This window comes from Paraburkholderia sp. BR14374 (assembly GCF_040948685.1).
Taxonomy (GTDB): domain Bacteria; phylum Pseudomonadota; class Gammaproteobacteria; order Burkholderiales; family Burkholderiaceae; genus Paraburkholderia; species Paraburkholderia youngii.
Genome location: NZ_JBFPKF010000001.1, coordinates 92,085 through 113,132 on the forward strand (window position 1 = coordinate 92,085; position 21,048 = coordinate 113,132).

A 21,048-nucleotide genomic window follows, 5' to 3' on the forward strand; every position below is an offset into this window, starting at 1 on the left:
AAAACGACCGCTGCGTTACGTAGAAAGCGCAGCGGTCACCCGAATAACTGGTGGGTTCAGACGCTGCCGACGTCAGGTCTTCGGCAACGTGACGCCGTGCTGACCTTGATACTTGCCGCCGCGATCCGCGTACGAGGTTTCACAAATCTCGTCGCTTTCGAAAAACAGCACCTGGGCGACGCCTTCGTTCGCGTAGATTTTCGCAGGCAAAGGTGTCGTATTCGAGAACTCGAGCGTGACGTGCCCTTCCCATTCCGGCTCGAACGGCGTCACGTTGACGATGATCCCGCAGCGCGCATACGTCGATTTGCCGAGGCACACGGTCAGCACGCTGCGCGGAATGCGGAAGTACTCGACCGTGCGCGCGAGCGCGAACGAGTTCGGCGGGATGATGCAGACGTCGCCCTTGAAATCGACGAAAGATTTCTCGTCGAAGTTCTTCGGATCGACGATCGTCGAGTTGATGTTGGTGAAGATCTTGAATTCGTCGGCGCAGCGAATGTCGTAGCCGTAGCTCGAGGTGCCGTAGCTGACAATCTTCCGGCCGTCTTTGGAGACGCGAACCTGATCGGGCGCAAACGGCTCGATCATCTTGTGCGACTCGGCCATGCGCCGGATCCACTTGTCAGATTTGATGGTCATAGGTGAACGCTGCTTGACGTGAATGTCAGGTGTGACGAAAAGATAGATGAAAACTGCCGGCGGCGCTGCGGCGCTCAGCCGGCGAAGGCCGCTTATTTTACGCGATCACGGAATCGCTGCCGCCGATGGCGTCATGTGCGCCACCGAGCGGTGGCCTGGCGGCGAAAGCGCGCTCGCCGTTCACTGCTGGCGAATCACGCCGCAGGCGATGGCCGTGCCAGCGCCATGCTGAGGGTACGCGTAGGGATCGGTCGCGTCGCGGTGCAGCAAAACCGCGCGCTGCAGCACCGAGCGGATGCCGTCGAGCGACACGTCCGGCGCGACGATGAAGCCGGTGGCCACGCCGTTCGCGTCCGCATGGATATTGCCGAGATCGCCCTCGACGCGCGCGCCGGCCTTGAGCCGTTCGGCCGCCGGTGAAAATACCGGACCGGCGCTGGAGCCGTCGGCGGCGTTGCAGTCGCCGCGCTCGTGCACCTGCAGCGCGTGGTCGCTATTGGGCGGCAAGCCAGTGAGATTGTAGGTGACCTGGACGCCGTCCGAGCGCTCGATGAAGGTCACGAGGCCGTGGGCCTGATTGCCCACGGTGGGCAGCAATTGCGCGTCGGCGCGCTTTTCCTGTGGTCTCAGGAAGACGCCACAGCCGCTCAACAGCACACAGCCGGCAGTCAGAATGATGAACGCATGTACCGCGTGCCCGTCGATTCGTTTTCCCATGCGATCCTCTTGTCGGCCTGGCGGCCGCCCCTGCGGCCGCCGAGCCGAACTCGTGAAGTCGACATGATACCGCGAGAGCTGGTGAAAATAGGGATCGAGATCGCCCCTAATCCCTTGCCCGAACGGCCGCTCAGGTGTTCTGCACGACGATGTTCGGAAACTTCGAGCTCATGTCGCGCGCGCGTTCGGCGATATGCACCGCGACCTTGCGCGCGATCGAGCGATAGATCTCCGCGATGCGCCCGTTCGGGTCCGCGGCGACCGTCGGATGGCCCGAGTCGGCCTGTTCGCGGATCGTGATGTCGAGCGGCAGGCTGCCGAGCACGTCGACGCCATACTCCTTGCTCATGCGCTCGGCGCCACCGGCGCCGAAGATGTGCTCCTCGTGGCCGCAGTTCGAGCAGATGTGCAGACCCATGTTCTCGACGATGCCGAGGATCGGGATGCCGACCTTTTCGAACATCTTGAGGCCCTTCTTCGCGTCGAGCAGCGCGATGTCCTGCGGCGTCGTGACGATTACGGCGCCCGTGACCGGCACGCGCTGCGCGAGCGTCAGCTGGATGTCGCCGGTGCCGGGCGGCATGTCGACGATCAGGTAGTCGAGTTCGTGCCAGTTGGTCTGGCGCAGCAGCTGTTCGAGCGCCGAGGTCGCCATCGGGCCGCGCCATACCATCGGGTTGTCCGCCTCGATCAGGAAGCCTATCGAGTTGGCCTGCACGCCGTGGCCCGTCATCGGGTTCATCGATTTGTCGTCGGGCGATTCGGGGCGGCCCTCGATGCCGAGCATGGTGGGCAGCGACGGGCCGTAGATGTCGGCGTCGAGAATGCCGACCGACGCGCCCTCGCTCGCCAGCGCGAGCGCGAGATTCACGGCGGTCGTGCTCTTGCCCACGCCGCCCTTGCCCGACGCAACCGCGACGATGTTCTTCACGCCGGGCAGCAGCTTCACGCCGCGCTGCACCGTGTGCGCGGCGATCTGCTGCGAAACCTCGACGCGCACGTGCGCGACGCCGGGCACCGCGCGCAGCGCGTCGGCGAACTGCTGGCGGATCGCGTCGAACTGGCTTTTCGCCGGATAGCCGAGCGTCACCTGAAGGCTGACCGCGTCGCCCTCCACAACCACGCTGCGGATGCTCTTCGCGGCCGCGTACGGCGCGCCCGTGTTGGGGTCAGTGACGGCCGCGACAGCGGCGTCGACCAAAGCCCGATCGATACTCATTGATACTCCGTGGGGAAGAGGTGCGGCGTGGCGAGATGGACGAATCGCGCACGCGGCGGAATTTGCAAGAAATTGTTATGCGGCATTGCGAAAATGTTACGTGCCGGGCACCCTTCGGGGCACGCGGGAAGCCGTAGGGTCGCACCGCTGCTTGTTCAGGCATATTGTAGTGTCTGACGGCAGGCGGTGCCCGAAGACCCTGCTTCGCTGTCGGGCCGCGCGAAGCAAGGCGCAGAAACCGTTCCTGAACTTTCTGAGTGGTCGCTGCGTTGCCGTAATGTTCGCTGCATAGACTGACCGCTACCCGCTGGTTTATTCGCACCCGAAAGGAAACCAAGATGAATGCAAGAATCATGACTCGCGTGGCCGTATTCGCCGTGGCAGGCTCACTTGTGGCAGGCTGCGCGACCCAACAGGGCACCAACACAGCAGTCGGCACGGGCGTGGGCGCCGGTGCCGGCGCCGCGCTCGGCGCAATCTTCGGCGGCGGCAAGGGCGCGGCGATCGGCGCGGCCACCGGCGCGGCGGTGGGCGGCATCACCGGCTACAACTGGGACAACATCCGCAACCGCATGTCGGGCGCGACCAAGGGCACCGGCACGCAGATCACCGAGCAGCCGGACGGCTCGCTGAAGCTGAACATCCCGAGTTCGGTCACCTTCGACACCAGCAGCTACGCGATCAAGCCGACGTTCGCGCCGGTACTCGACCAGCTCGCGCAGACGCTGCAGCAGAATCCGGAAGTCGTTGCATCGGTCGTCGGCCATACGGACAACACCGGCTCGCTGCAATACAACCAGACGCTGTCGGTCAACCGCGCACAGAGCGTGACCGGCTATCTGACGCAACGCGGTATCGCGCCGCAGCGCCTGTCGGCCACCGGCATGGGCCCGAACCAGCCGATCGCCGACAACAACACCGAAGCCGGTCGTGCGGCGAACCGTCGCGTCGAGATCTACCTCCGGGCCACCGCCCAGCACGCGACGCAATAAGGGCAAGTCAAAAGGAGAGAAAGCGCCGCCGGGCCGGCCGGGTGTTGCGGCCACACGAGCCCGGCTGGCGGGCGGAACGAGCCGCCGGACCTGTTTGTCCGCAAATCGAAAAAAAATTTCGAACTCTACGGAAAATCCGCGGTCTCTCTTTACGGTACGTGACTGGCGAAGCCGTCACGTCACCATTCTCCTCTTGTCGTTGTTGCTCCGGGGTTTATCGACCCCGGTTTTTTTTGCTCGCGCGGTTTTGCATCTCGCTCGCGGGCGTCGCCCCGGTTGTCCGTCACCGCGGCGCCGATCCCCTTCCGCTCCGCTCGTCCAGCCCGCCGCGTCCCAGCCCGCGTGCGGCGTGCGCCCTGCTAAAATCATCGTTTCGTCCCACCGCAGGCACCCCGATCCTTATGTCAGCACCCGCCACCGACCTCCGCGCAGGCGCCCCGTCAAGCCGCCGTCAGATTCTCGTCACGTCGGCCCTTCCGTATGCGAACGGGCAGATTCATATCGGCCATCTGGTCGAATATATCCAGACGGACATCTGGGTCCGGGCGCTGCGAATGCACGGCCACGAGGTCTACTACGTCGGCGCCGACGACACGCACGGCACGCCGGTCATGCTACGCGCGGAAAAAGAAGGACTGACGCCGAAACAGCTGATCGATCGCGTGTGGCTGGAGCACAAGCGCGACTTCGACAGCTTCGGCATCTCGTTCGACAACTATTACTCGACCGATTCCGACGAAAACCGCGTGCTCAGCGAAAACGTCTACCTCGCGCTGAAGGAAGCGGGGCTGATCGACGCGCGCGAGATCGAACAGGCGTACGACCCGGTCAAGGAAATGTTCCTGCCGGACCGCTTCATCAAGGGCGAGTGCCCGAAATGCGGCGCCAAAGACCAATACGGCGACAGCTGCGAAGTCTGCGGCTCGACCTACCAGCCCACCGAGCTCGTCAATCCGTACTCGGTCGTCTCGGGCGCGACGCCGATCCGCAAGACCTCGACGCACTACTTCTTCCGCCTGTCCGATCCGCGCTGCGAGAACTTCCTGCGCGCATGGGTCGGCGGCCTTGCACAGCCGGAAGCCACCAACAAGATGCGTGAATGGCTCGGCGACGCCGGCGAAGCCAAGCTCGCCGACTGGGACATCTCGCGCGACGCGCCGTACTTCGGCTTCGAGATTCCGGGCGCACCCGGCAAATATTTCTACGTGTGGCTGGACGCACCGGTCGGTTACTACGCGAGCTTCAAGAACCTCGCCGAAAAGCGCGGCCTCGATTTCGACGCGTGGGTCCGCCAGGGCTCGACGGCCGAGCAGTACCACTTCATCGGCAAGGACATCCTGTATTTCCACACGCTGTTCTGGCCCGCGATGCTCGAATTCTCGGGCCATCGCACGCCGACCAACGTGTTCGCGCACGGCTTTCTGACCGTCGACGGCGCGAAGATGTCCAAGTCGCGCGGCACCTTCATCACCGCGCAAAGCGTGATCGACACCGGCCTGAATCCGGAATGGCTGCGCTACTATTTCGCGGCCAAGCTGAACAGCACGATGGAAGACCTCGACCTGAATCTGGACGACTTCCAGGCGCGCGTGAACAGCGATCTGGTCGGCAAGTACGTGAACATCGCGAGCCGCGCGGCCGGCTTCCTGATCAAGCGTTTCGACGGCCGCGTACAGGACAGCGCGATGCACCATCCGCTGCTCGGCACGCTGCGCGCGGCGCTGCCGCAGATCGCCGCGCACTACGAGGCACGCGAGTACAGCCGCGCGCTGCGTCAAACCATGGAGCTCGCCGACGCGGTCAACGCGTACGTGGATACCGCGAAGCCGTGGGATCAGGCGAAAGACCCGGCCAACGCGGTCGCACTGCACGAGACCTGCAGCGTCAGCATCGAGGCGTTCCGCCTGCTGTCGCTCGCGCTGAAGCCGGTGCTGCCGAAGCTCGCCGAAGCGGTCGAGGCATTCCTCGGCATCGAGCCGCTGGTGTGGGCCGACGCCACTGTACCGCTCAACTCGGCGCGCCCGATCAACGCGTACAAGCATCTGATGACGCGCGTCGATCCGAAGCAGATCGAGGCGCTGCTCGCGGCCAATCGCGAGTCGCTGCAGGCCACGCCGGAAGCGGCGGCGGCCGACGCGAAGGCGAAGGCGAAGGCCCACGCCAAGGCCGCCGCCGCCGCGAAGGAAGAAGAGTCCGGCATCATCTCGATCGACGACTTCGCGAAAGTCGATCTGCGTATCGCGAAGATCGTCGACTGCAAGGTGGTGGAAGGCTCGGACAAGCTGTTGCAACTGACGCTCGACGTCGGCGAAGAGAAGACCCGCAACGTGTTCTCGGGCATCAAGTCCGCGTATCAGCCCGAGCAGCTGATCGGCAAGCTGACCGTGATGGTCGCGAACCTCGCGCCGCGCAAGATGAAGTTCGGCATGTCCGAAGGCATGGTGCTGGCGGCCTCGGCCGCGGACGAGAAGGCCGAACCGGGCCTCTACGTGCTCGAGCCGCATAGCGGCGCGAAGCCCGGCATGCGCGTGAAGTAACGCGCGGCGCTTTCGGGCGCCCCGACCCACCTCGCAGCACGCAGATATGACGAAAACGGCACGCTTCCAGGCGTGCCGTTTTTTTATGCTGCCCTCATCACCACGCGATCCGATCGAAGCGCCGCGTGTAGAGCACGTCGGCGCCATAGAACGTGCCGCCGTAGACGACCAGCGACCAGTACCGCGTCAGATTGATCGTCGCCTTGATCGCATTGCTGGCCGACTGCAGCCCCTGCTCGTAGCCGATCACGAGCCACTCGTTGATCGCCTTCGACACCATCACGACTTGCGGATCGGTCAGACCGACATCGCTGCGGCCGATCGAAAACTCGTCGAGCCCGACGGTCTGCGCGATCCGCGCGCCCGTCGCACTGCCGAGCAGCGCGAGCGCGGTCGTCATCGTGCTCTGCTGGCCGAGGTTGTTGCCCTGGTCGGTGCCGTGGCCGAACAGCAGCCACGACAGCTTTTCGTTGTCCGGCACGCTCGGCTCCGACACGAGCCGCGCGACCGGCGCCTGCAGCGTGCCGGTAACCTGCACGCCGGCCTCGACCTGCTGGTTGCGGCGCATCGCGAGGATGTTGATGCCCGGATTCGTGACCGGACCGTTGAACGTGAAGAAGCCGTTCTCGATCGTGAGCTTGCGGCCGAATGCGGTGTAGGTCGAACCCGGCGTGACGCGCACGTTGCCGACCGCGCGCAGCGGCGTATTCGGCGCGCTCGTCGCGGTGATCGTACCGGCGAGGCCGAGATCGGCGCCCTTGCCGCGGAAACGGAAGTCGTTGCCGAGGCCGATCTCGATGTTCGCGCGTGGCGCGAACGGGCTCGCCGGCGGCTGACCGCCTTCGGTCGGACGCGGCCGGCCGCCCGAGCGCGTGCCGTCCGGGCGGATGATCACGACGTCGTCGCCGAGGCTCGGCGCGGCCTGCTCGGGCAGATCGAACAGCGCGCGGTCGACCACGAACTTGCCGTCGATCACTGGGCCGCGCTCCACGCCGCCGTTCGAGATGTTCGCGCTGCCCGACAGCGACAGATGGCGGTCCGGCGACGCGAACACATCGAGCTTGTCCGCGACGATGCTCGCGGTCATGTCGGGCTCCGCGCTGTCGAGGCGCACGCGGCCGGTCGCGCGCAGCGTGCCGCTCGCGCCGTGGAACTCGACCTGCTGGAAGTCCACCGTGTTCTGCGACAGCGCGATGCGCACGACGCCGTCCTTCAGTTGCACGCCCTGGCTCACGACCGTCGCGGACAGACCGTCGCCGGTCAGCGAGCCGGTCACGTTCGGCTTCGCGACCGTGCCGCCGAGCGCGAGTTGCAGCGCGAGACGGCCGTCGAGCAGGTAGCTCGGGCCGAGCAGGCCGCCCGTCGTGCGCAGCGACGGCACGTTCGCGTTGACGTTGCCCGACAGCGCGCTCTGCGGATCGACGGTCAACATGCCGTCGCGCAGCACTAGCGGCGTGTGCGCGTCGGCATCGATCACGCCGATGCGGCTCGCCTGCGCATGCACCGTCGCGTTGAGCCGGTTGCCGCCGGTGAATTCGGCGCGCGCGCGGATCGCGCCAATGCCCATCGACGCGAGCCCGCGGCCGATTTCGACCGTCACGTCGCCGCTGCGCCGGCGCAGCTCGATGTGGCCGCTGGCCGTCGTGCCGAGCGAGAAGTCCCAGTCGCCGTCGAACACGAGGTCGGTGCGCACGGCGGGCGGCTCGCCGGTGATCTGGCGACGCAGCTCCTGCAAGTGCGCGAGCGACACATCGGTCAGGCTGCCAGTCGACTGGATGCGGCCGTGATCGAACGCGAACGACTTCAGGGCCAGCACCGAGCCTTCAATCGTCAGGCGCGTCGCGCCGAGCGTCAGGTGGCCCGGCCCGGCACTGACCGCGAGCGGTGATTCAAGATTGAGCGCCGGCGTACCGCGATTCTGCAGACGCGTGACGGTACCGTCCCAGCGCGAGCCGTCGCGCGTGTCGGTCAGCTTGCCGTGGGCGGCGAGCGTCAGGTCAAGCGGACGGTCCTGCAGCTTGCCGGTCGCGGCGGCTTCGAGCGTGTGATTCGCGCGCGTGCCGGACAGGCGGGCGCTCAGCGTGGCGAGGTCCACGCCGCCCGCGCTCACATTGCGCGCGTCGGTCGTGAACGCGAGCGCGCCGTTCGCGCCGTCGCGCAACTCGGCATGGCCTTGTGCGTGGCCGACGCGGTTGCTCGCGAATACGACGCTGTCGGCCTTGTAATTCAGCGTCACGTTCGGATGCGCGAACGAGCCGGTCACGTCGCCGTCAGCGGCGACCGCACCCGCGAGGCCGAAGCCGAGCCGATCGAGCTGCGGCGCGTCGATGGCGAAGCGCAGCCGGTCGCCGGCCGCGCCGAAGCTGCCTTGCAGATTGACCTGATTGCCCGCTACGGAAAGATTCGCGCGGCTCGGCAGGATTCGCGAGCCGGCCAACTGGATCATGCCGCCGCCCGTCAGCGGCAGGTCGTTGTAGACGCTCGGGCCGAGCGTGAATTCGGCGCGCGTCGTGAAGACCGGCGCGAGCACACCGGCCGCGGTGATCGTGGCGGTTACGCGCGCCTCGATCCTGCGCGCGGGTGTGGCCGGGCGCAGGGCCGCGCGCCCGGCTGCGCGATGCGCGGGCGCGGGCGTCCTGCGCTCGAGCACTTCGGTCCGCACCGCCGCCTGCGCGGTGTTCTTTGCGATGGCCGCGGCCTGATCGCCGGGCGCCGCGCTCTTCGCGCGAGCGGTGCTGCCCGCGAGCGCCGCGGCCTGCGCTTGCCGCTCGCTCCGCGCGCCGCTCGCGGCGGGCGCGCCGGAACTCGTGACGGGCGTGCGCGCCGGCATCTGCGAGGTCAGCGACAGCGGATCGAAATCGGTCAGTTGCGCTTTCAGGTTGTAGGTCGAGTTCGCATCGTGCTTCAGCGCGCCCGATAGATCGATGCGGCCGCGGCCCGACGTGACGCGCATGTCGTTGAAACTGATGCGTGCGGGGTCGAACGTGATCTTGCCCTGCGCGCGCAGCGCGGCGGCGGGGTCGGCGAGATCGAGCGTCAGGCTCTGGATGTCGTCGTTCAGGCGGATGCCGATCGGGCCGGACAGTTGCGTCGGCCGCACGGTCGCCTGCAGCGCGTTCAGGTCTAGCCGCGCGACGTTCAGATCGAGCTGGCCGTGCCGGCCGCTCAGCGTGCCGCCGCCGGTGAGCGTCGCGTTGCGCACGAGCCGCACGTTCAGGTTGGCGATGCTCTGCGTGCGGGCGTCGAGCCGCACGTCGGCGTTCGCGTCGATCAGCGGCAGCAGTTTCTGGTCGATTGCGCCGGGTTTCGCGTTGACGATCGAGATATGGCCGGCGACGGCGAAACCCGCCGCCGGTTCGACCGGCGCGTGATGGCCGCCGAACACGTGGTGCGGATGGCTGGCGGCCGACGGTTCGGCCGCGCTGGCCGCGCTCGCTGCGTGGGCTGTGCTGGCCGCGCCGGACTCCACCGGCTGCAACTCCGCGCGCACCGCCAGATCGGCCAACGGCGCACCGGGCGCGAAGGCCTGCGGATTCACATGATCGAAGCTCAGCGTCGCGCGCTGCAACGGCACCGCGGCAAACGGCGCCGCTTCGACCCGCGCGTGGCCGGCGAGCTTCATGCCGCTCGCATCGAGCTCGGCGACCAGTTGCTCGAGCGTGCCGCTCAGGTGACCTGCGACCTGCACCGCTTCATCGTTGACCTTGCCCGCATAACCGACTTCGCCCGTGAGCGGGAACGGCTGCACGCCATCGAGTTTCGCCGCTGCCGTCAGCGCCCCGAACGGCGTCTCGAGCCGGTCGATCGCGGCCTCGTGATGACGCCCGTCGCTGCGCCCATGAAACGCGAAGCTCGACAGCTCCGTCGTCGACGCGCCCTGGTGCAGCAGCAGCCGCTCGACCCGCACGTCGCGGATCTCCAGCTGCATCGGCAATTGCAGATCTTGCGGCAGTTTCATCGGCTCGTTGCTGCTCGGCGACGGCGGGCCCACGCGCGCCTCGATCGTGCCGACGTGCAGGTAATCGATCGTGAACCGCCACGGCTCGCGCGCGAGCGCCCAGCTGCCCGCGACGCGGTCGATCTGGATGTCGGTGCCGTTGCCGTCGAGGCTGCGCCAGCGCACGTCGCGCAGTTGCACGCCCTGCGCGAGCGTGCCGCCGTCGAGCGTGCCGGTGAGCCGGCCGCCCAGCAGCTTCACGGCCGCGTGCCACGCATACGCGGTGCCGCGTTCGGTCGTCAGCGCGCCGTACAACAGGCCGAGCGCGAGTACGGCGAGCAGCAACAGCATGATCACCGTGCCCGCGATCGTCTTCAGCAGCAGCCGGCCCCAGCGCCGCTTCGGCGGCGGCGTGTCGGGCGGCTGCCGCCCGTCCGGCGGTCCTGGCGGCGTGGCGCCGGGCGGCTGCGCGGGGGGCGGGTCGGTGACGTCGGTGGTCATGCGTGAATACGATGGCAAATAAGGTGGCGGGTTGTCGTCAAACGTCAGAACGCGATGCCGAGCGTGATATACGGCCGCACCCGGTTGTCGCGGATTCCGTAAGCGACATCGAGATTGACCGGGCCGACCGGGCTGCGCCAGCGCGCGCCGACGCCGGCGCCCGGATAGAAAATTTTCTCGCCCCAGGTGTCGGTGGCGGTGCCGATGTCGAAGAACACGGCCGCGCCCCAGTTGCGCGAGAACCAGTGCTGGTATTCGGCCGCGCTCGTCACCAGGTATTTGGTCGGCAGGACCGAGCCGGCGACGTTGTTACCGATGCTCTGGAAGCCGTAGCCGCGCACCGAGTTCGAACCGCCCGCGCGGAACAGCAGCGACGCCGGAATGCCGCTCGAGCTGCCGCTCGTGAAGACGCCGCCGAGTTCGGCGCGGATCAGCACGATGTCGTTGTCGCGAATCGGGAAATACTGCTGGCCGCGCGCGTAGCCGCGGATGAACGACTGGTCGGCGAGCACTCCCTTGACCGCGAAGCCCGCCTCGACGTGGATCAGGTTGCCACGGCGCGGGAACAGCGGGTCATCGGTGTCGCGCCGCGTCCACGACCACCCCGGCACCAGCGCGTGCGCGCGGGTCGGCGGCGCGGCGTTCTGGTCGAGCTTATCGTCGTAGAACAGCAGCGAATAGCTGTAGTCGAGGAACTGCGACGTGCGCGAGCGCTGCACGCCGCCGCGGATGCTGTAGATGCGCGTGTCGGAGACGTCGGTGGTCGTGTACGACGCGAGCACGCTATTGGTCCAGCCGTGCAGGCCCGGCGGCATCGATAGCTGGACCTGGCCGTACTGCTGAGTCTGGTCGGCGCGGCCCTCGACGGTGAACGGCCACGCCGCGCCGAACGTGTTCAGATACGTGTAGCCGCCCTGCACGAGCGGACCGTTGTCGGTCGAATAGCCTACGCCGCCGCGGAAGCTGTGATACGGAAACTCCGACACCTTCACGTGCACCGGCGTGTCGAGCGGCTTGCTGGGGTCGTTGTCGAGGTCGATCGCCACGCTCGCGAAGTACGGGGTGTTCTGCAGTTGCCGTTGCAGCTCGGCGACGGTGCGCGTGTCGTAGATGTCGCCCGGCGAGATCGGATTGACGTTATGGACGATGCGTTCCGGATAGCGCCTCGTGCCCTGCACGTCGAGCTGGCCCATCGTGAAGGTCGGCCCGCTGTCGTAGATCACCGACAGCTTCGCGGTGTGCGTGCGCGGATCGATCAGCGCCTCGGAGTGGTAGATCTTCGCGGCGAGGTAGCGGCGCGATTGCAGCTCGCGCAGCGACGCGTTCTTCGCGTCGTCCCAGTCGCCCTGCGAGAACGGCTGGCCCTCGTGCAGCGAGAACGCGAAGCGCGTCGCGTTTTCGCGCGACGGGTCTTCGGTCAGCACCGCGCCGCGAAACGACAGATCGACCGACGTGACTTTGGTCTGTGGGCCCGGCTCGACGCGCACGGTGACCTGGCGCATGTTGTCGACTGTGCGCACGTCGGTGCTGACGAGCGGGGAGAAATAGCCCTGCGTCGCGGCGAGATCGCGCACCTGCTGCGGCGTCGCGGTGATGAGGAACGAGAACTGGTCGTCGGTGACGTCGGGGCGCTTCGCGAAACGCGAGATATCGAGGTTCTGTTCGAGCAGCCGGCGCAGCGCGCGCGGCTCGGCGACCACCTCGACCTTGTAGCTCGGCGCCTTGCTCGCCGCGCAGGCCTCGCCCCCGGCGAGCAGCATCATCAGGAGGCCGAAGGCGAGCGACACGCGCAGCCAGCACCGCGCGAGCGACTCGCGCTCACGCGCGCGCCCTCGCGTCTGACCGGTTGCGCCGCGCCACACACGCGGCTTGTCGATCGTACCTCCCGCCAAACAGGACCTCCGGCCTCAATGAGTGAATTCTCGTGTCCCGGCCGCGCTGCGCGATCGAGGCATGCTATTTGACCACAATGCGACCCCAATCGGCCCCTATCGTGCCCCAGGCGGCGCCCCGCGCTTCATCTCGAAAATAGACGGCTTGCGGCGATTTTCGACCGCGCGCGGCGCATGCGGTAAAATCGCGGACGAAGGCGCCCCCTCGAGGCACCGCGCAGCGGCCAGCCCGAGAGCCGCCACCTTACCCACCACGGACGTCGAGCCATGTATCAATCGGACATCACCCAGTTCCTGAACCAGCTCAAGCAACAGAAGCCCAATCTGGAGGCCGAGCAACGCAAAGGCCGCGCACTGCTGTGGGACAAACAGCCGATCGATCTGGAAGAGCGCGCCGAGCAGAAAGCTTCGCGCGTGCAGCAGACGCCCTACTCGTACTACCAGAACTTCTAAGCCCTCAAGTCACGCCGACGATGAGTCACGCTGACGAGGTGCATGGTCCGCTTCACGGCCCAGTTCACGGCCCAGTTCACGGCCCGATACACGGCCCGGTTCGCGGCCCAGCGCCGGCACCGTCCGACACCGCGCTTGCCACGCCCGCTACCGATTCGACGCCCGACACGGTCGACGGCGTCGCTTTCGCGCGTCTGTACGGCGAGCCGCTGTTCAAGCTGCCGAACGACCTGTACATCCCGCCGGATGCGCTCGAGGTGTTCCTCGAGACCTTCGAGGGGCCGCTCGACCTGCTGCTGTACCTGATCCGCAAGCAGAACTTCAACGTGCTCGACATCCCGATGGCGGATGTCACCGAGCAATATCTCGGTTACGTCGAGCAACTGCGCAAGACCAATCTCGAACTGGCGTCCGAGTATCTGCTGATGGCCGCGATGCTGATCGAGATCAAGTCGCGCATGCTGCTGCCGGTCAAGAAGGCCGACACCGGCGAGGAAGCCGAAGACCCACGCGCCGAACTGGTGCGCCGCCTGCTCGAATACGAGCAGATCAAGCTCGCCGCGCAACGCATCGACCAATTGCCGCAGCTCGGGCGCGACTTTCTGCGCGCCGAGGTCTACATCGAGCAGAGCGTCACGCCGCGATTTCCAGACGTGAACAGCGACGACCTGCGCGCCGCGTGGGCCGACGTGATCAAGCGTGCGAAGCTGGTCCAGCATCACAAGATTTCGCGCGAGGAACTGTCGGTGCGCGAGCACATGAGCCTGATCCTGCGGCAGTTGCAGAACGCGCGCTTCATCGAGTTTTCCGATCTGTTCGACACGAGCCGCGGTGTGCCGGTGGTCGTGGTGAACTTCATCGCCGTGCTCGAACTGTGCCGTGAATCACTCGTCGAAATCACTCAGGCGGAGCCGTTCGCGCCGATTTACGTGCGATTGGCGTATCTGCCGGCCTGAGTGCGGAAAGACAGCCGCTTAACGGCCGGATCGCGGCCGCAACCGCGGGAAAATCGTTAGGAACCGTCGCAGCGAAGCCTGGCGGGCCTCAGCGGGAACTGCGCGGCAAGCGCGCGGCGCGCCGCTCGGAAGTGCCGCCGCGATCCGATGCGCCCGCTGCCCAAATCCACTACAATCCGCGCTCCGAACCCGTCATTTGCCGGCGAGGCGATGACCCGCGCGATTCCGCCAGGTGTCGCGCCAACCGGATCGCGCGCCGCGCGAGCCTATCCCTGTCCGATCATGAAAGTCATCAGCTCGATCCATGAATTGCGCGACCAGTTGCGCGGCCAGAATCGCACGGCCTTTGTGCCGACGATGGGCAACCTCCACGAGGGCCATCTGTCGCTGATGCGCCTCGCGCGCCAGCACGGCGACCCGGTCGTGGCGAGCATTTTCGTCAATCGCCTGCAATTCGGCCCGAACGAGGATTTCGACAAATATCCGCGCACGCTCGAAGCCGACATCGAAAAGCTGCAGAAGGAAGGCGTCTACGTGCTGTTCGCGCCGACCGAAAAGGACATGTATCCGGAGCCGCAGGAGTATCGCGTCCATCCGCCGCACGATCTCGGCGACATCCTCGAGGGTGAATTCCGCCCCGGCTTCTTCCACGGCGTCTGTACCGTGGTGATGAAGCTGATGTCGTGCGTACAGCCGCGCGTCGCGGTGTTCGGCAAGAAGGATTATCAGCAGCTGATGATCGTGCGCCAGATGTGCCACCAATTCGCGCTGCCGACCGACATCGTCGCCGCCGAAACCGTGCGCGACACCGACGGCCTCGCGCTCAGCTCGCGCAACCGCTACCTTTCGGCCGCCGAGCGCGCCGAGGCGCCGATGCTGGCCGCCGAACTCAATCGGGTGCGCAACGCGGTGCTCGCGGGCGAGCGCGACTTCGCGAAGCTCGAGGAGTCCGCCAAAGCGACGCTCGCGGCGCGCGGCTGGAATCCCGATTACATCGCGATCCGCAAGCGCTCGAACCTGATCGCGCCCGGCGCGCAGGACGCCAACGCACCGCTCGTCGTGCTGGCCGCCGCGAAACTCGGCGCGACCCGGCTCATCGACAACCTCGAAGTCTGACGCCGCACCCGCCCGCGCAAACACAGCTACACTGCGCTGTCACACAGGATTGGATTGATCATGCAACGCAATATGCTGAAGTCGAAGATTCACCGCGTCGCGGTCACGCACTGCGAGCTCCACTACGAGGGCTCGTGCGCGATCGACGAAGACCTGCTGGAAGCGGCGAACATCGTCGAAAACGAGCGCATCGACATCTGGAACATCAACAACGGCGAGCGCTTCTCGACCTACGCAATCAAGGGTGAGCGCGGCAGCGGCATGATTTCGCTGAACGGCTCGGCCGCGCGCCGCGCGCAGCTCGGCGATCTGGTCATCATCGCGGCGTTCGCGGTGGTCGACGAGGCGGAGCTGAAGGCGGGCTGGAAGCCGGACCTCGTGTTCGTCGATGAAAACAACAAGATCAAGGGTAGCCGCGACCACGTGCCCACGCAGGCCTGGAGCTGAGCGAGGCATCAGCTCGATGCTTCACTGATGGCGGGCAGCCCCCGCCTCAGCCCTTCTTTCCCGCGCCGTTCGTCCACTCGACGATCGGCTGCCACTGCTCGAGATCCTTCTCCACGCGACTTTTCGCGACATCCCACAGCGTCAGGCCGTGCGCCGCGAGCTGCACGTAGTTCTGCGTGTCGCGCAGAAAGCCGAGCACCGGCAGCTTCAATCCCTCGACGAAGCGATGCAGCTGCTCGGCCGAGCGCGTGCGTGCATCGACGCGCATGCCGACCACGCCGATCTCGATCGCGCCCTTTCTGACCGCCTTTTCCTTCGCGAGCCGCTCGAGAAATTCCTGGGTCGCGAGAATATCGAACAGCGACGGCTGGAGCGGCACGATCACCTTGTCGGCGAGATCGAGCGCAATGTTCATGCGATTGCCATGCAGGCCGGCCGGCGTGTCGACGACCGCGTGCTCGAGGCCTTTCGGCGGCTTGGCCGGCGTGTCGGGATTGACCTCCCAGGTTTCGATGGTCGGAAGCGTGGAGGGCCGCAATTCGAGCCACGCGTGCGCGGAGTGCTGCTTGTCGAGGTCGGCCAGCGCGACCCATTCGCCCTCCGCGGCGAAATAGCCGGCCAGATTGGTCGATAGCGTGCTCTTGCCCACGCCGCCCTTCGGATTCGCCACCACGATCACCGACATGAAATCTCCCGGAAAGAAGGCTGGACCGCTGCCAGCCGGTTTGCCGCGCTATTGCTCCGTACCCGCCGATCCGCTGTGACCGGCGCCGGCGGGCTCCATGAACGCTGCCGTTCGAAGTTCGGCTTTCAGGTTCGCCCACCGGTTCAGCCGTTGATAATATCGACAAATCCCGCGCGGCCGAAACCCCCGCATCGCGAATCGGCCGCCGCAAACCGCCGTTTTTATCGACAAGGACCTGAAATCTCATGAGCAAACTGCGCCCGGAATACACCGTCGAACGCCTGCAGGAGCGCCAGAAGGGCACGCTGCCGGACCTGCTGGGCCTGCGCGTGCTGACCGTGGACCAGGGCACGCTGATCGCCGAACTGACCGTGCGCGAGGAACTGCTCGCGCCGAACGGCTTCCTGCACGCGGCCACCGTGATCGGCCTCGCCGACACCGCCTGCGGCTATGCGTGCATCGCGCATCTGCCCGAAAATTCGCGCAATTTCACGACGGTCGAGCTGAAGAGCAACTTCCTCGGCACCGCCACACAGGGCACGATCCGCGCGGTCGCGAAGAGTGTGCACCTTGGGCGCAGCACGCAGGTCTGGGACGCGACGGTCACTGGTCCCGATGGTAAGACCATCGCCCTGTTTCGTTGCACGCAGATGGTGTTGTACTAAGCGACGCGCCCGCGCAGCAATGGCTTTCGATCCGATCGAAAAGATCAGCGCAAAGCGTCACCCCAGCGCCGCGAACAGCCCGCGCATATCGACGTGCTCGGCGAGCGTATCGGCCAGCCGCTCCAGCGACGCCTCGCGCAACGCCGGATAGTCCAGCGCTTCCGCGTCGCTCAACCCCGCCCACGCGAGCAGCGCCGCGCACGCGGCCGGCGTGTCGAACAGGCCATGCACATAGGTCGCGAGAATCTGGCCGTCGGCGGACAACGCGCCATCGGGACGCCCGAAGTCCGCGCCGCCCTCGCGCGGACCAGCACGGTCGAGCCGCAGCGCCGGCGTATCCAATGCCGGCCCGCGCGTCTCGCCCATATGAATCTCGTAGCCGGCGACGTCCGGTGCGCCGGGCAGCGCGAGGCGCCCGCTCACGTTCTTCAGCGTCTTGTCGCGCGTGAGCACCGTCGCATAGTCGAGCCAGCCGAAGCCCGCAAAGGTGCCGGGCGCGCCTTCGATGCCATGCGGATCGGCGATCTCTCGTCCCAGCATCTGCATGCCGCCGCAAATGCCGATCACCCGGCCGCCATAGCGCAGATGCCGCGCGAGCACGTCGCCCCAGCCCTGCGCGCGCAGAAACGCGAGGTCGTCCGGCACGTTCTTCGAGCCCGGCAGGATGATCAGATCGGCGGCCGGCGGCGGCGTACCCGCGCGCACATAGTGAAAATCGACCTGCGGATGCGCGCGCAACGCGTCGAAGTCGGTGTGGTTGCTGATGTGCGGCAGCACCGGCACGACCACGCGCAGCAGCCGGCGCGATCCCCCGCTCGCCGCCGCGCGCAGTTCGGGCGGCAGCATGTCCTCGGCGTCGAGCGTCAGGCCGTGCAGATACGGCACGACCCCGAGCACCGGCTTGCCGGTCTTCGCTTCCAGCCAGTCGAGCCCAGGCTTCAGCAAACCGATGTCGCCGCGAAAGCGGTTGATGATGAAACCGCGCACCCGCGCCTGCTCGCTGTCGGACAGACACGCGAGCGTGCCGGTCAGGTGCGCGAATACGCCGCCGCGGTCGATGTCGGCGACCAGCACGACCGGGCAATCGACCGCCTCCGCGAAACCCATGTTCGCGATGTCGCGCTCGCGCAGATTGATCTCAGCCGGACTGCCCGCGCCTTCGACGAAAATTGTGTCGTACGCCGCGCGCAGCCGCGCATACGACTCCAGCACCGCCTCGAACGCGACCGGCTTGTAGTCGTGATAGGCACGCGCGTCGAGATTGATGCGCGCCTTGCCGTGAATGATCACCTGCGCGCCGCGATCGCTGGTCGGCTTCAGCAGCACCGGGTTCAGATCGGTGTGCGCGTCGATGCCCGCGGCGAGCGCCTGCAATGCCTGTGCGCGGCCGATCTCGCCGCCGTCGACGGTGACCGCGCTGTTCAGCGCCATGTTCTGCGGCTTGAACGGCGCGACCCGCGCGCCCGCGCGCCGCGCGAGGCGGCACAGTCCCGCGACCAGCGTGCTCTTGCCCGCGTCGGACGTGGTGCCCTGGATCATCAGCGTGCCGCGAGGCACGGGCAGGGTGTCGGGGGAAATGGGCATTCGGATCACGGCGGTGCAGGTGGAAGGTGGACAGTGGCGTTGCAATGGAATCGAGCGGCATTATCCCATCGCGCCGGTACAATCAGGGCATGACTCCCCGCGACCTCACCTTCGTCCTCGGCGGCGCCCGCTCGGGCAAGAGCGCGCATGCCGAGCGGCTCGCCAGCGACAGCGCCCTCCCCGTCACCTACATCGCCACCGCCCGCGTCACCGACGACGCCGAATTCAACGCGCGCATCGCGCATCATCGCGCGCGGCGGCCCGCGCACTGGGGGCTCGTCGAAGCGGACGACGATCTCGCGGGCGCGCTCGCGCAACACGACGCGCCGGGCCAGTGTCTGCTGATCGATTGCCTGACGCTGTGGCTCGCCAACCTGCTGTGTCCCGCCGACGGCACCGCGCCGCCGCTGTCGCACTACTACGAGCAGGCCTCCGCGTTCGAAGCGGCGCTCGCCGGCGCGCGCGGCAAGATCATCGTCGTCAGCAACGAGATCGGGCTCGGCGTCGTGCCGCTTGGCGAAGCCACCCGTCTTTACGTCGACGAACTCGGCCGCCTCAATCAGCGCATCGCCGCACTGAGCAGCGCGGCCACGCTGATGGTCGCGGGACTGCCGCTCGCGCTGAAAAGCGCGAGCCGCTCGTAATGCCGCCGCTGACGATGCCGCTGGTCGCGACGCTCACGGTCGCGGGCGTCGCCGTCGATCGCTGGTTCGGCGAGCCGAGCCGCCGGCATCCGCTGGTCGGCTTCGGTAACTGGGCCGCGCGCATCGAGGCGCGCTTCAATCACGACCGGCGTCTGCGGCTCAAGGGGCTGCTCGCGTGGGCGCTCGCGGTGCTGCCGCCGGTGCTGATCGCGTGGTGGCTGGTCGCCGTGCTGCCGTTGTTCGCGGCCTGCGCGCTGCATGTCGCGCTGCTGTGGTTCGCGCTCGGCGCGCGCAGCCTGCGCGATCACATCGCGCCGATCTCGCGGGCGCTCGGCCAGCACGATCTCGCCACCGCACGTGAGCTGACCGCGCGGATCGTGTCGCGCGACACCAGTCAGTCCGACGAAGCCGCACTCGCGCGCGCCGCGGTCGAATCGGCGCTCGAAAACGGCAACGACGCGATCTTCGGCGCGCTGTTCTGGTTCGCGCTAGCGGGCGGGCCTGGCGCGCTCGGCTTTCGCCTCGCCAATACGCTCGACGCGATGTGGGGTTATCGCACGCCGCGCTTTGTGCGCTTCGGCTGGGCCGCCGCGCGCATCGACGACGTACTGAACTGGATTCCCGCGCGGCTGACCGCCACCAGCTACGCGCTGCTCGGCGACACGCTGACCGCATGGCGCTGCTGGCGCGAGCAGGCGCCACGCTGGGACAGCCCGAACGCGGGACCGGTGATGGCGTCCGGCGCCGGCAGCCTGAACGTGCTGATCGGCGGGCCCGCCGTGTATCACGGCACGCTCGAGCATCGGCCGACGCTGGGCTTCGGGCATCGCGCCGAGGCGCGTCATGTGGGCGCCGCGTTGATGCTGGTCGAACGCACGGTGATTCTGTGGCTGGCCGTACTGATCGTGCTGGCCTTGTTGAGCGTGCCGTTTCATGGCTGAGCGAAACGACACGCGTAGCGATGGGATGAGCGCATGACCGACCGGAGACAAGCGCGCGAACACGCCGCAGGCGATCCGATCGCACACGGCGGCAACCTGCACGAAGCGGCGGCGCGCTACGGCATTCCGTACGCACAGTGGCTCGATCTGTCCACCGGCATCAATCCGCACGGCTATCCGGTGCCGCCGTTGCCCGCCGACGCGTGGCGTCGTTTGCCCGACGAAGGCGACGGCTTCGCCGAACGGGCCGCGCGCTACTACGGCGCACCCGATGCCGCGCATGTGCTGCCGGTGGCCGGCAGCCAGGCGGCGATTCGCGCGCTGCCCGCGCTGCTGCCGCGCGCGACGCTCGGCATCGCGCCGCTGACCTACGGCGAGTACGCGCCCGCGTTCGCGCGTGCCGGACACGAGGTCGCGCCGCTCGACGTGCAGCTCGACGCGCTGCCCGCCGCGCTCACGCATGTCGTGATCGTCAATCCCAACAATCCGACGGCTACGCATCTCGATGCCGCGAGGCTGCTGCACTGGCATGCGCAGCTGCGCGAACGCGGCGGCACGCTGCTGGTCGACGAGGCGTTCGCCGATACGCTGCCGGCCGCGCGCGTCGCGTCGCTGGCGGCGCATACGCAGCGGGACGGGCTCGTCGTGTTGCGCTCGCCCGGCAAGTTCTTCGGGCTCGCGGGTGTGCGCGCCGGCTTCGTACTGGGCGCGCCCGCCTTGCTCGCCGCGTTGCGCGACAGATTGGGCGCGTGGACGGTCAGCGGTCCCGCGCGTCATGCGGTGAGCGCCGCCCTCGCCGATGCCGCGTGGCAAACGCGGATGCGTGAGCGGCTGATCGGCGAAAGTGCACGGCTTGCCGGACTGTTGCATGCGCACGGTTTCGCGACTCGCGGCACGCCGCTTTTCGCATGGACCGACGATGCGCGCGCCGCCGCATTGCATGAAGCGCTCGCGCGGCGCGGCGTGTGGACGCGTCTTTTTCCGCCATCGCCCCTAGTGCCATCGGCCAGCGTGCGCTTCGGGCTGCCGGGCGATGAAGCCGAATGGACCCGCTTCGAACAACTGCTTCAACAGGCGGTTGATTCGATCGATACCGCGCGCTCGAGTTAGCGCACCGTCC

The 21,048-nt window shown here is 67.2% G+C and carries 17 protein-coding genes; 10 read left to right on the forward strand and 7 right to left on the reverse strand.

The window, feature by feature from the left end; translation table 11 throughout:
- Positions 1-72: 72 nt before the first annotated feature.
- From dcd to apbC, 3 genes are all read right to left on the reverse strand, one after another.
- A complete protein-coding gene (gene dcd, locus AB3X86_RS00375; protein ID WP_176109297.1) occupies positions 73-642 on the reverse strand; it encodes a dCTP deaminase in 570 nt (189 codons plus the stop codon).
- Positions 643-822: 180 nt separating this feature from the next.
- A complete protein-coding gene (locus AB3X86_RS00380) occupies positions 823-1,359 on the reverse strand; it encodes a superoxide dismutase family protein (RefSeq protein WP_368594518.1) in 537 nt (178 codons plus the stop codon).
- 130 nt (positions 1,360-1,489) lie between these two features.
- Complete coding sequence (apbC, locus tag AB3X86_RS00385; RefSeq protein ID WP_176379912.1) at positions 1,490-2,578, reverse strand: iron-sulfur cluster carrier protein ApbC; 1,089 nt, start codon at positions 2,576-2,578, stop codon at positions 1,490-1,492.
- Between the two features lie 338 nt (positions 2,579-2,916).
- Here apbC and AB3X86_RS00390 point away from each other — a divergent pair, with 338 nt between their 5' ends.
- Together AB3X86_RS00390 and metG are read left to right on the forward strand one after the other, a co-directional pair.
- Positions 2,917-3,570 (forward strand): OmpA family protein, encoded by a 654-nt coding sequence (locus AB3X86_RS00390; RefSeq protein ID WP_176121160.1) that lies wholly within the window; start codon positions 2,917-2,919, stop codon positions 3,568-3,570.
- 401 nt (positions 3,571-3,971) lie between these two features.
- The gene (gene metG / locus AB3X86_RS00395; RefSeq protein ID WP_368594519.1) at positions 3,972-6,107 is read left to right on the forward strand and encodes a methionine--tRNA ligase; all 2,136 of its coding nucleotides are present in this window, start codon (positions 3,972-3,974) and stop codon (positions 6,105-6,107) included.
- A gap of 97 nt (positions 6,108-6,204) precedes the next feature.
- Here metG and AB3X86_RS00400 read toward each other — a convergent pair whose 3' ends face one another.
- Together AB3X86_RS00400 and AB3X86_RS00405 are read right to left on the reverse strand one after the other, a co-directional pair.
- Entirely contained in the window at positions 6,205-10,545 is a 4,341-nt protein-coding gene (locus AB3X86_RS00400; RefSeq protein WP_368594520.1) for a translocation/assembly module TamB domain-containing protein, read from the reverse strand.
- A gap of 44 nt (positions 10,546-10,589) precedes the next feature.
- Complete coding sequence (locus tag AB3X86_RS00405) at positions 10,590-12,437, reverse strand: autotransporter assembly complex family protein (protein ID WP_368594521.1); 1,848 nt, start codon at positions 12,435-12,437, stop codon at positions 10,590-10,592.
- Positions 12,438-12,704: 267 nt separating this feature from the next.
- On the opposite strand from AB3X86_RS00405, the gene AB3X86_RS00410 reads away from it, so the two are divergent.
- The 4 genes from AB3X86_RS00410 to panD all read left to right on the forward strand — a co-directional run bounded on the left by AB3X86_RS00410 (position 12,705) and on the right by panD (position 15,409).
- Positions 12,705-12,890, forward strand: a complete 186-nt coding sequence (locus AB3X86_RS00410; RefSeq protein WP_013088716.1) for a DUF3460 family protein — start codon at positions 12,705-12,707, stop codon at positions 12,888-12,890.
- Between the two features lie 20 nt (positions 12,891-12,910).
- Positions 12,911-13,846 (forward strand): ScpA family protein, encoded by a 936-nt coding sequence (locus AB3X86_RS00415; RefSeq protein WP_368594522.1) that lies wholly within the window; start codon positions 12,911-12,913, stop codon positions 13,844-13,846.
- 282 nt (positions 13,847-14,128) lie between these two features.
- The gene (gene panC, locus AB3X86_RS00420) at positions 14,129-14,962 is read left to right on the forward strand and encodes a pantoate--beta-alanine ligase (protein WP_368594523.1); all 834 of its coding nucleotides are present in this window, start codon (positions 14,129-14,131) and stop codon (positions 14,960-14,962) included.
- 60 nt (positions 14,963-15,022) lie between these two features.
- Complete coding sequence (gene panD / locus AB3X86_RS00425; protein WP_018431692.1) at positions 15,023-15,409, forward strand: aspartate 1-decarboxylase; 387 nt, start codon at positions 15,023-15,025, stop codon at positions 15,407-15,409.
- A 46-nt stretch (positions 15,410-15,455) separates the two neighbouring features.
- Here panD and AB3X86_RS00430 read toward each other — a convergent pair whose 3' ends face one another.
- Positions 15,456-16,094 carry a ParA family protein gene (locus AB3X86_RS00430; protein ID WP_176367012.1) on the reverse strand — a complete coding sequence of 213 codons (639 nt, stop codon included), beginning with the start codon at positions 16,092-16,094 and terminating at the stop codon, positions 15,456-15,458.
- Positions 16,095-16,339: 245 nt separating this feature from the next.
- On the opposite strand from AB3X86_RS00430, the gene AB3X86_RS00435 reads away from it, so the two are divergent.
- Positions 16,340-16,759: a PaaI family thioesterase gene (locus AB3X86_RS00435; protein WP_013088711.1), complete on the forward strand. Its 420-nt coding sequence runs from the start codon at positions 16,340-16,342 to the stop codon at positions 16,757-16,759.
- A gap of 57 nt (positions 16,760-16,816) precedes the next feature.
- Here the strand turns inward: AB3X86_RS00435 and AB3X86_RS00440 are convergent, their stop codons facing one another.
- The gene (locus AB3X86_RS00440; protein ID WP_368594524.1) at positions 16,817-18,343 is read right to left on the reverse strand and encodes a cobyric acid synthase; all 1,527 of its coding nucleotides are present in this window, start codon (positions 18,341-18,343) and stop codon (positions 16,817-16,819) included.
- Positions 18,344-18,432: 89 nt separating this feature from the next.
- On the opposite strand from AB3X86_RS00440, the gene cobU reads away from it, so the two are divergent.
- The 3 genes from cobU to cobD are packed head-to-tail and all read left to right on the forward strand — an operon-like array spanning position 18,433 to position 21,038.
- The gene (cobU, locus tag AB3X86_RS00445; RefSeq protein WP_368594525.1) at positions 18,433-18,987 is read left to right on the forward strand and encodes a bifunctional adenosylcobinamide kinase/adenosylcobinamide-phosphate guanylyltransferase; all 555 of its coding nucleotides are present in this window, start codon (positions 18,433-18,435) and stop codon (positions 18,985-18,987) included.
- Positions 18,987-19,928 carry an adenosylcobinamide-phosphate synthase CbiB gene (gene cbiB / locus AB3X86_RS00450; RefSeq protein ID WP_368594526.1) on the forward strand — a complete coding sequence of 314 codons (942 nt, stop codon included), beginning with the start codon at positions 18,987-18,989 and terminating at the stop codon, positions 19,926-19,928. Before cobU ends, cbiB begins: the two co-directional genes overlap by 1 nt.
- Before the next feature lie 33 nt (positions 19,929-19,961).
- The gene (gene cobD, locus AB3X86_RS00455; RefSeq protein ID WP_368594527.1) at positions 19,962-21,038 is read left to right on the forward strand and encodes a threonine-phosphate decarboxylase CobD; all 1,077 of its coding nucleotides are present in this window, start codon (positions 19,962-19,964) and stop codon (positions 21,036-21,038) included.
- The last annotated feature ends 10 nt before the right edge of the window (positions 21,039-21,048 follow it).

Coding starts and splice junctions, on each gene's coding strand:
- panD (WP_018431692.1), top strand. CDS start 15,023: ATGCAACGCAATATGCTGAAGTCGAAGATTCACCGCGTCGCGGTCACG.
- AB3X86_RS00400 (WP_368594520.1), bottom strand. CDS start 10,545: ATGACCACCGACGTCACCGACCCGCCCCCCGCGCAGCCGCCCGGCGCC.
- AB3X86_RS00440 (WP_368594524.1), bottom strand. CDS start 18,343: ATGCCCATTTCCCCCGACACCCTGCCCGTGCCTCGCGGCACGCTGATG.
- AB3X86_RS00415 (WP_368594522.1), top strand. CDS start 12,911: ATGAGTCACGCTGACGAGGTGCATGGTCCGCTTCACGGCCCAGTTCAC.
- AB3X86_RS00410 (WP_013088716.1), top strand. CDS start 12,705: ATGTATCAATCGGACATCACCCAGTTCCTGAACCAGCTCAAGCAACAG.
- AB3X86_RS00390 (WP_176121160.1), top strand. CDS start 2,917: ATGAATGCAAGAATCATGACTCGCGTGGCCGTATTCGCCGTGGCAGGC.
- AB3X86_RS00430 (WP_176367012.1), bottom strand. CDS start 16,094: ATGTCGGTGATCGTGGTGGCGAATCCGAAGGGCGGCGTGGGCAAGAGC.
- AB3X86_RS00380 (WP_368594518.1), bottom strand. CDS start 1,359: ATGGGAAAACGAATCGACGGGCACGCGGTACATGCGTTCATCATTCTG.
- apbC (WP_176379912.1), bottom strand. CDS start 2,578: ATGAGTATCGATCGGGCTTTGGTCGACGCCGCTGTCGCGGCCGTCACT.
- AB3X86_RS00435 (WP_013088711.1), top strand. CDS start 16,340: ATGAGCAAACTGCGCCCGGAATACACCGTCGAACGCCTGCAGGAGCGC.
- metG (WP_368594519.1), top strand. CDS start 3,972: ATGTCAGCACCCGCCACCGACCTCCGCGCAGGCGCCCCGTCAAGCCGC.
- panC (WP_368594523.1), top strand. CDS start 14,129: ATGAAAGTCATCAGCTCGATCCATGAATTGCGCGACCAGTTGCGCGGC.
- cbiB (WP_368594526.1), top strand. CDS start 18,987: ATGCCGCCGCTGACGATGCCGCTGGTCGCGACGCTCACGGTCGCGGGC.
- dcd (WP_176109297.1), bottom strand. CDS start 642: ATGACCATCAAATCTGACAAGTGGATCCGGCGCATGGCCGAGTCGCAC.
- cobD (WP_368594527.1), top strand. CDS start 19,962: ATGACCGACCGGAGACAAGCGCGCGAACACGCCGCAGGCGATCCGATC.
- cobU (WP_368594525.1), top strand. CDS start 18,433: ATGACTCCCCGCGACCTCACCTTCGTCCTCGGCGGCGCCCGCTCGGGC.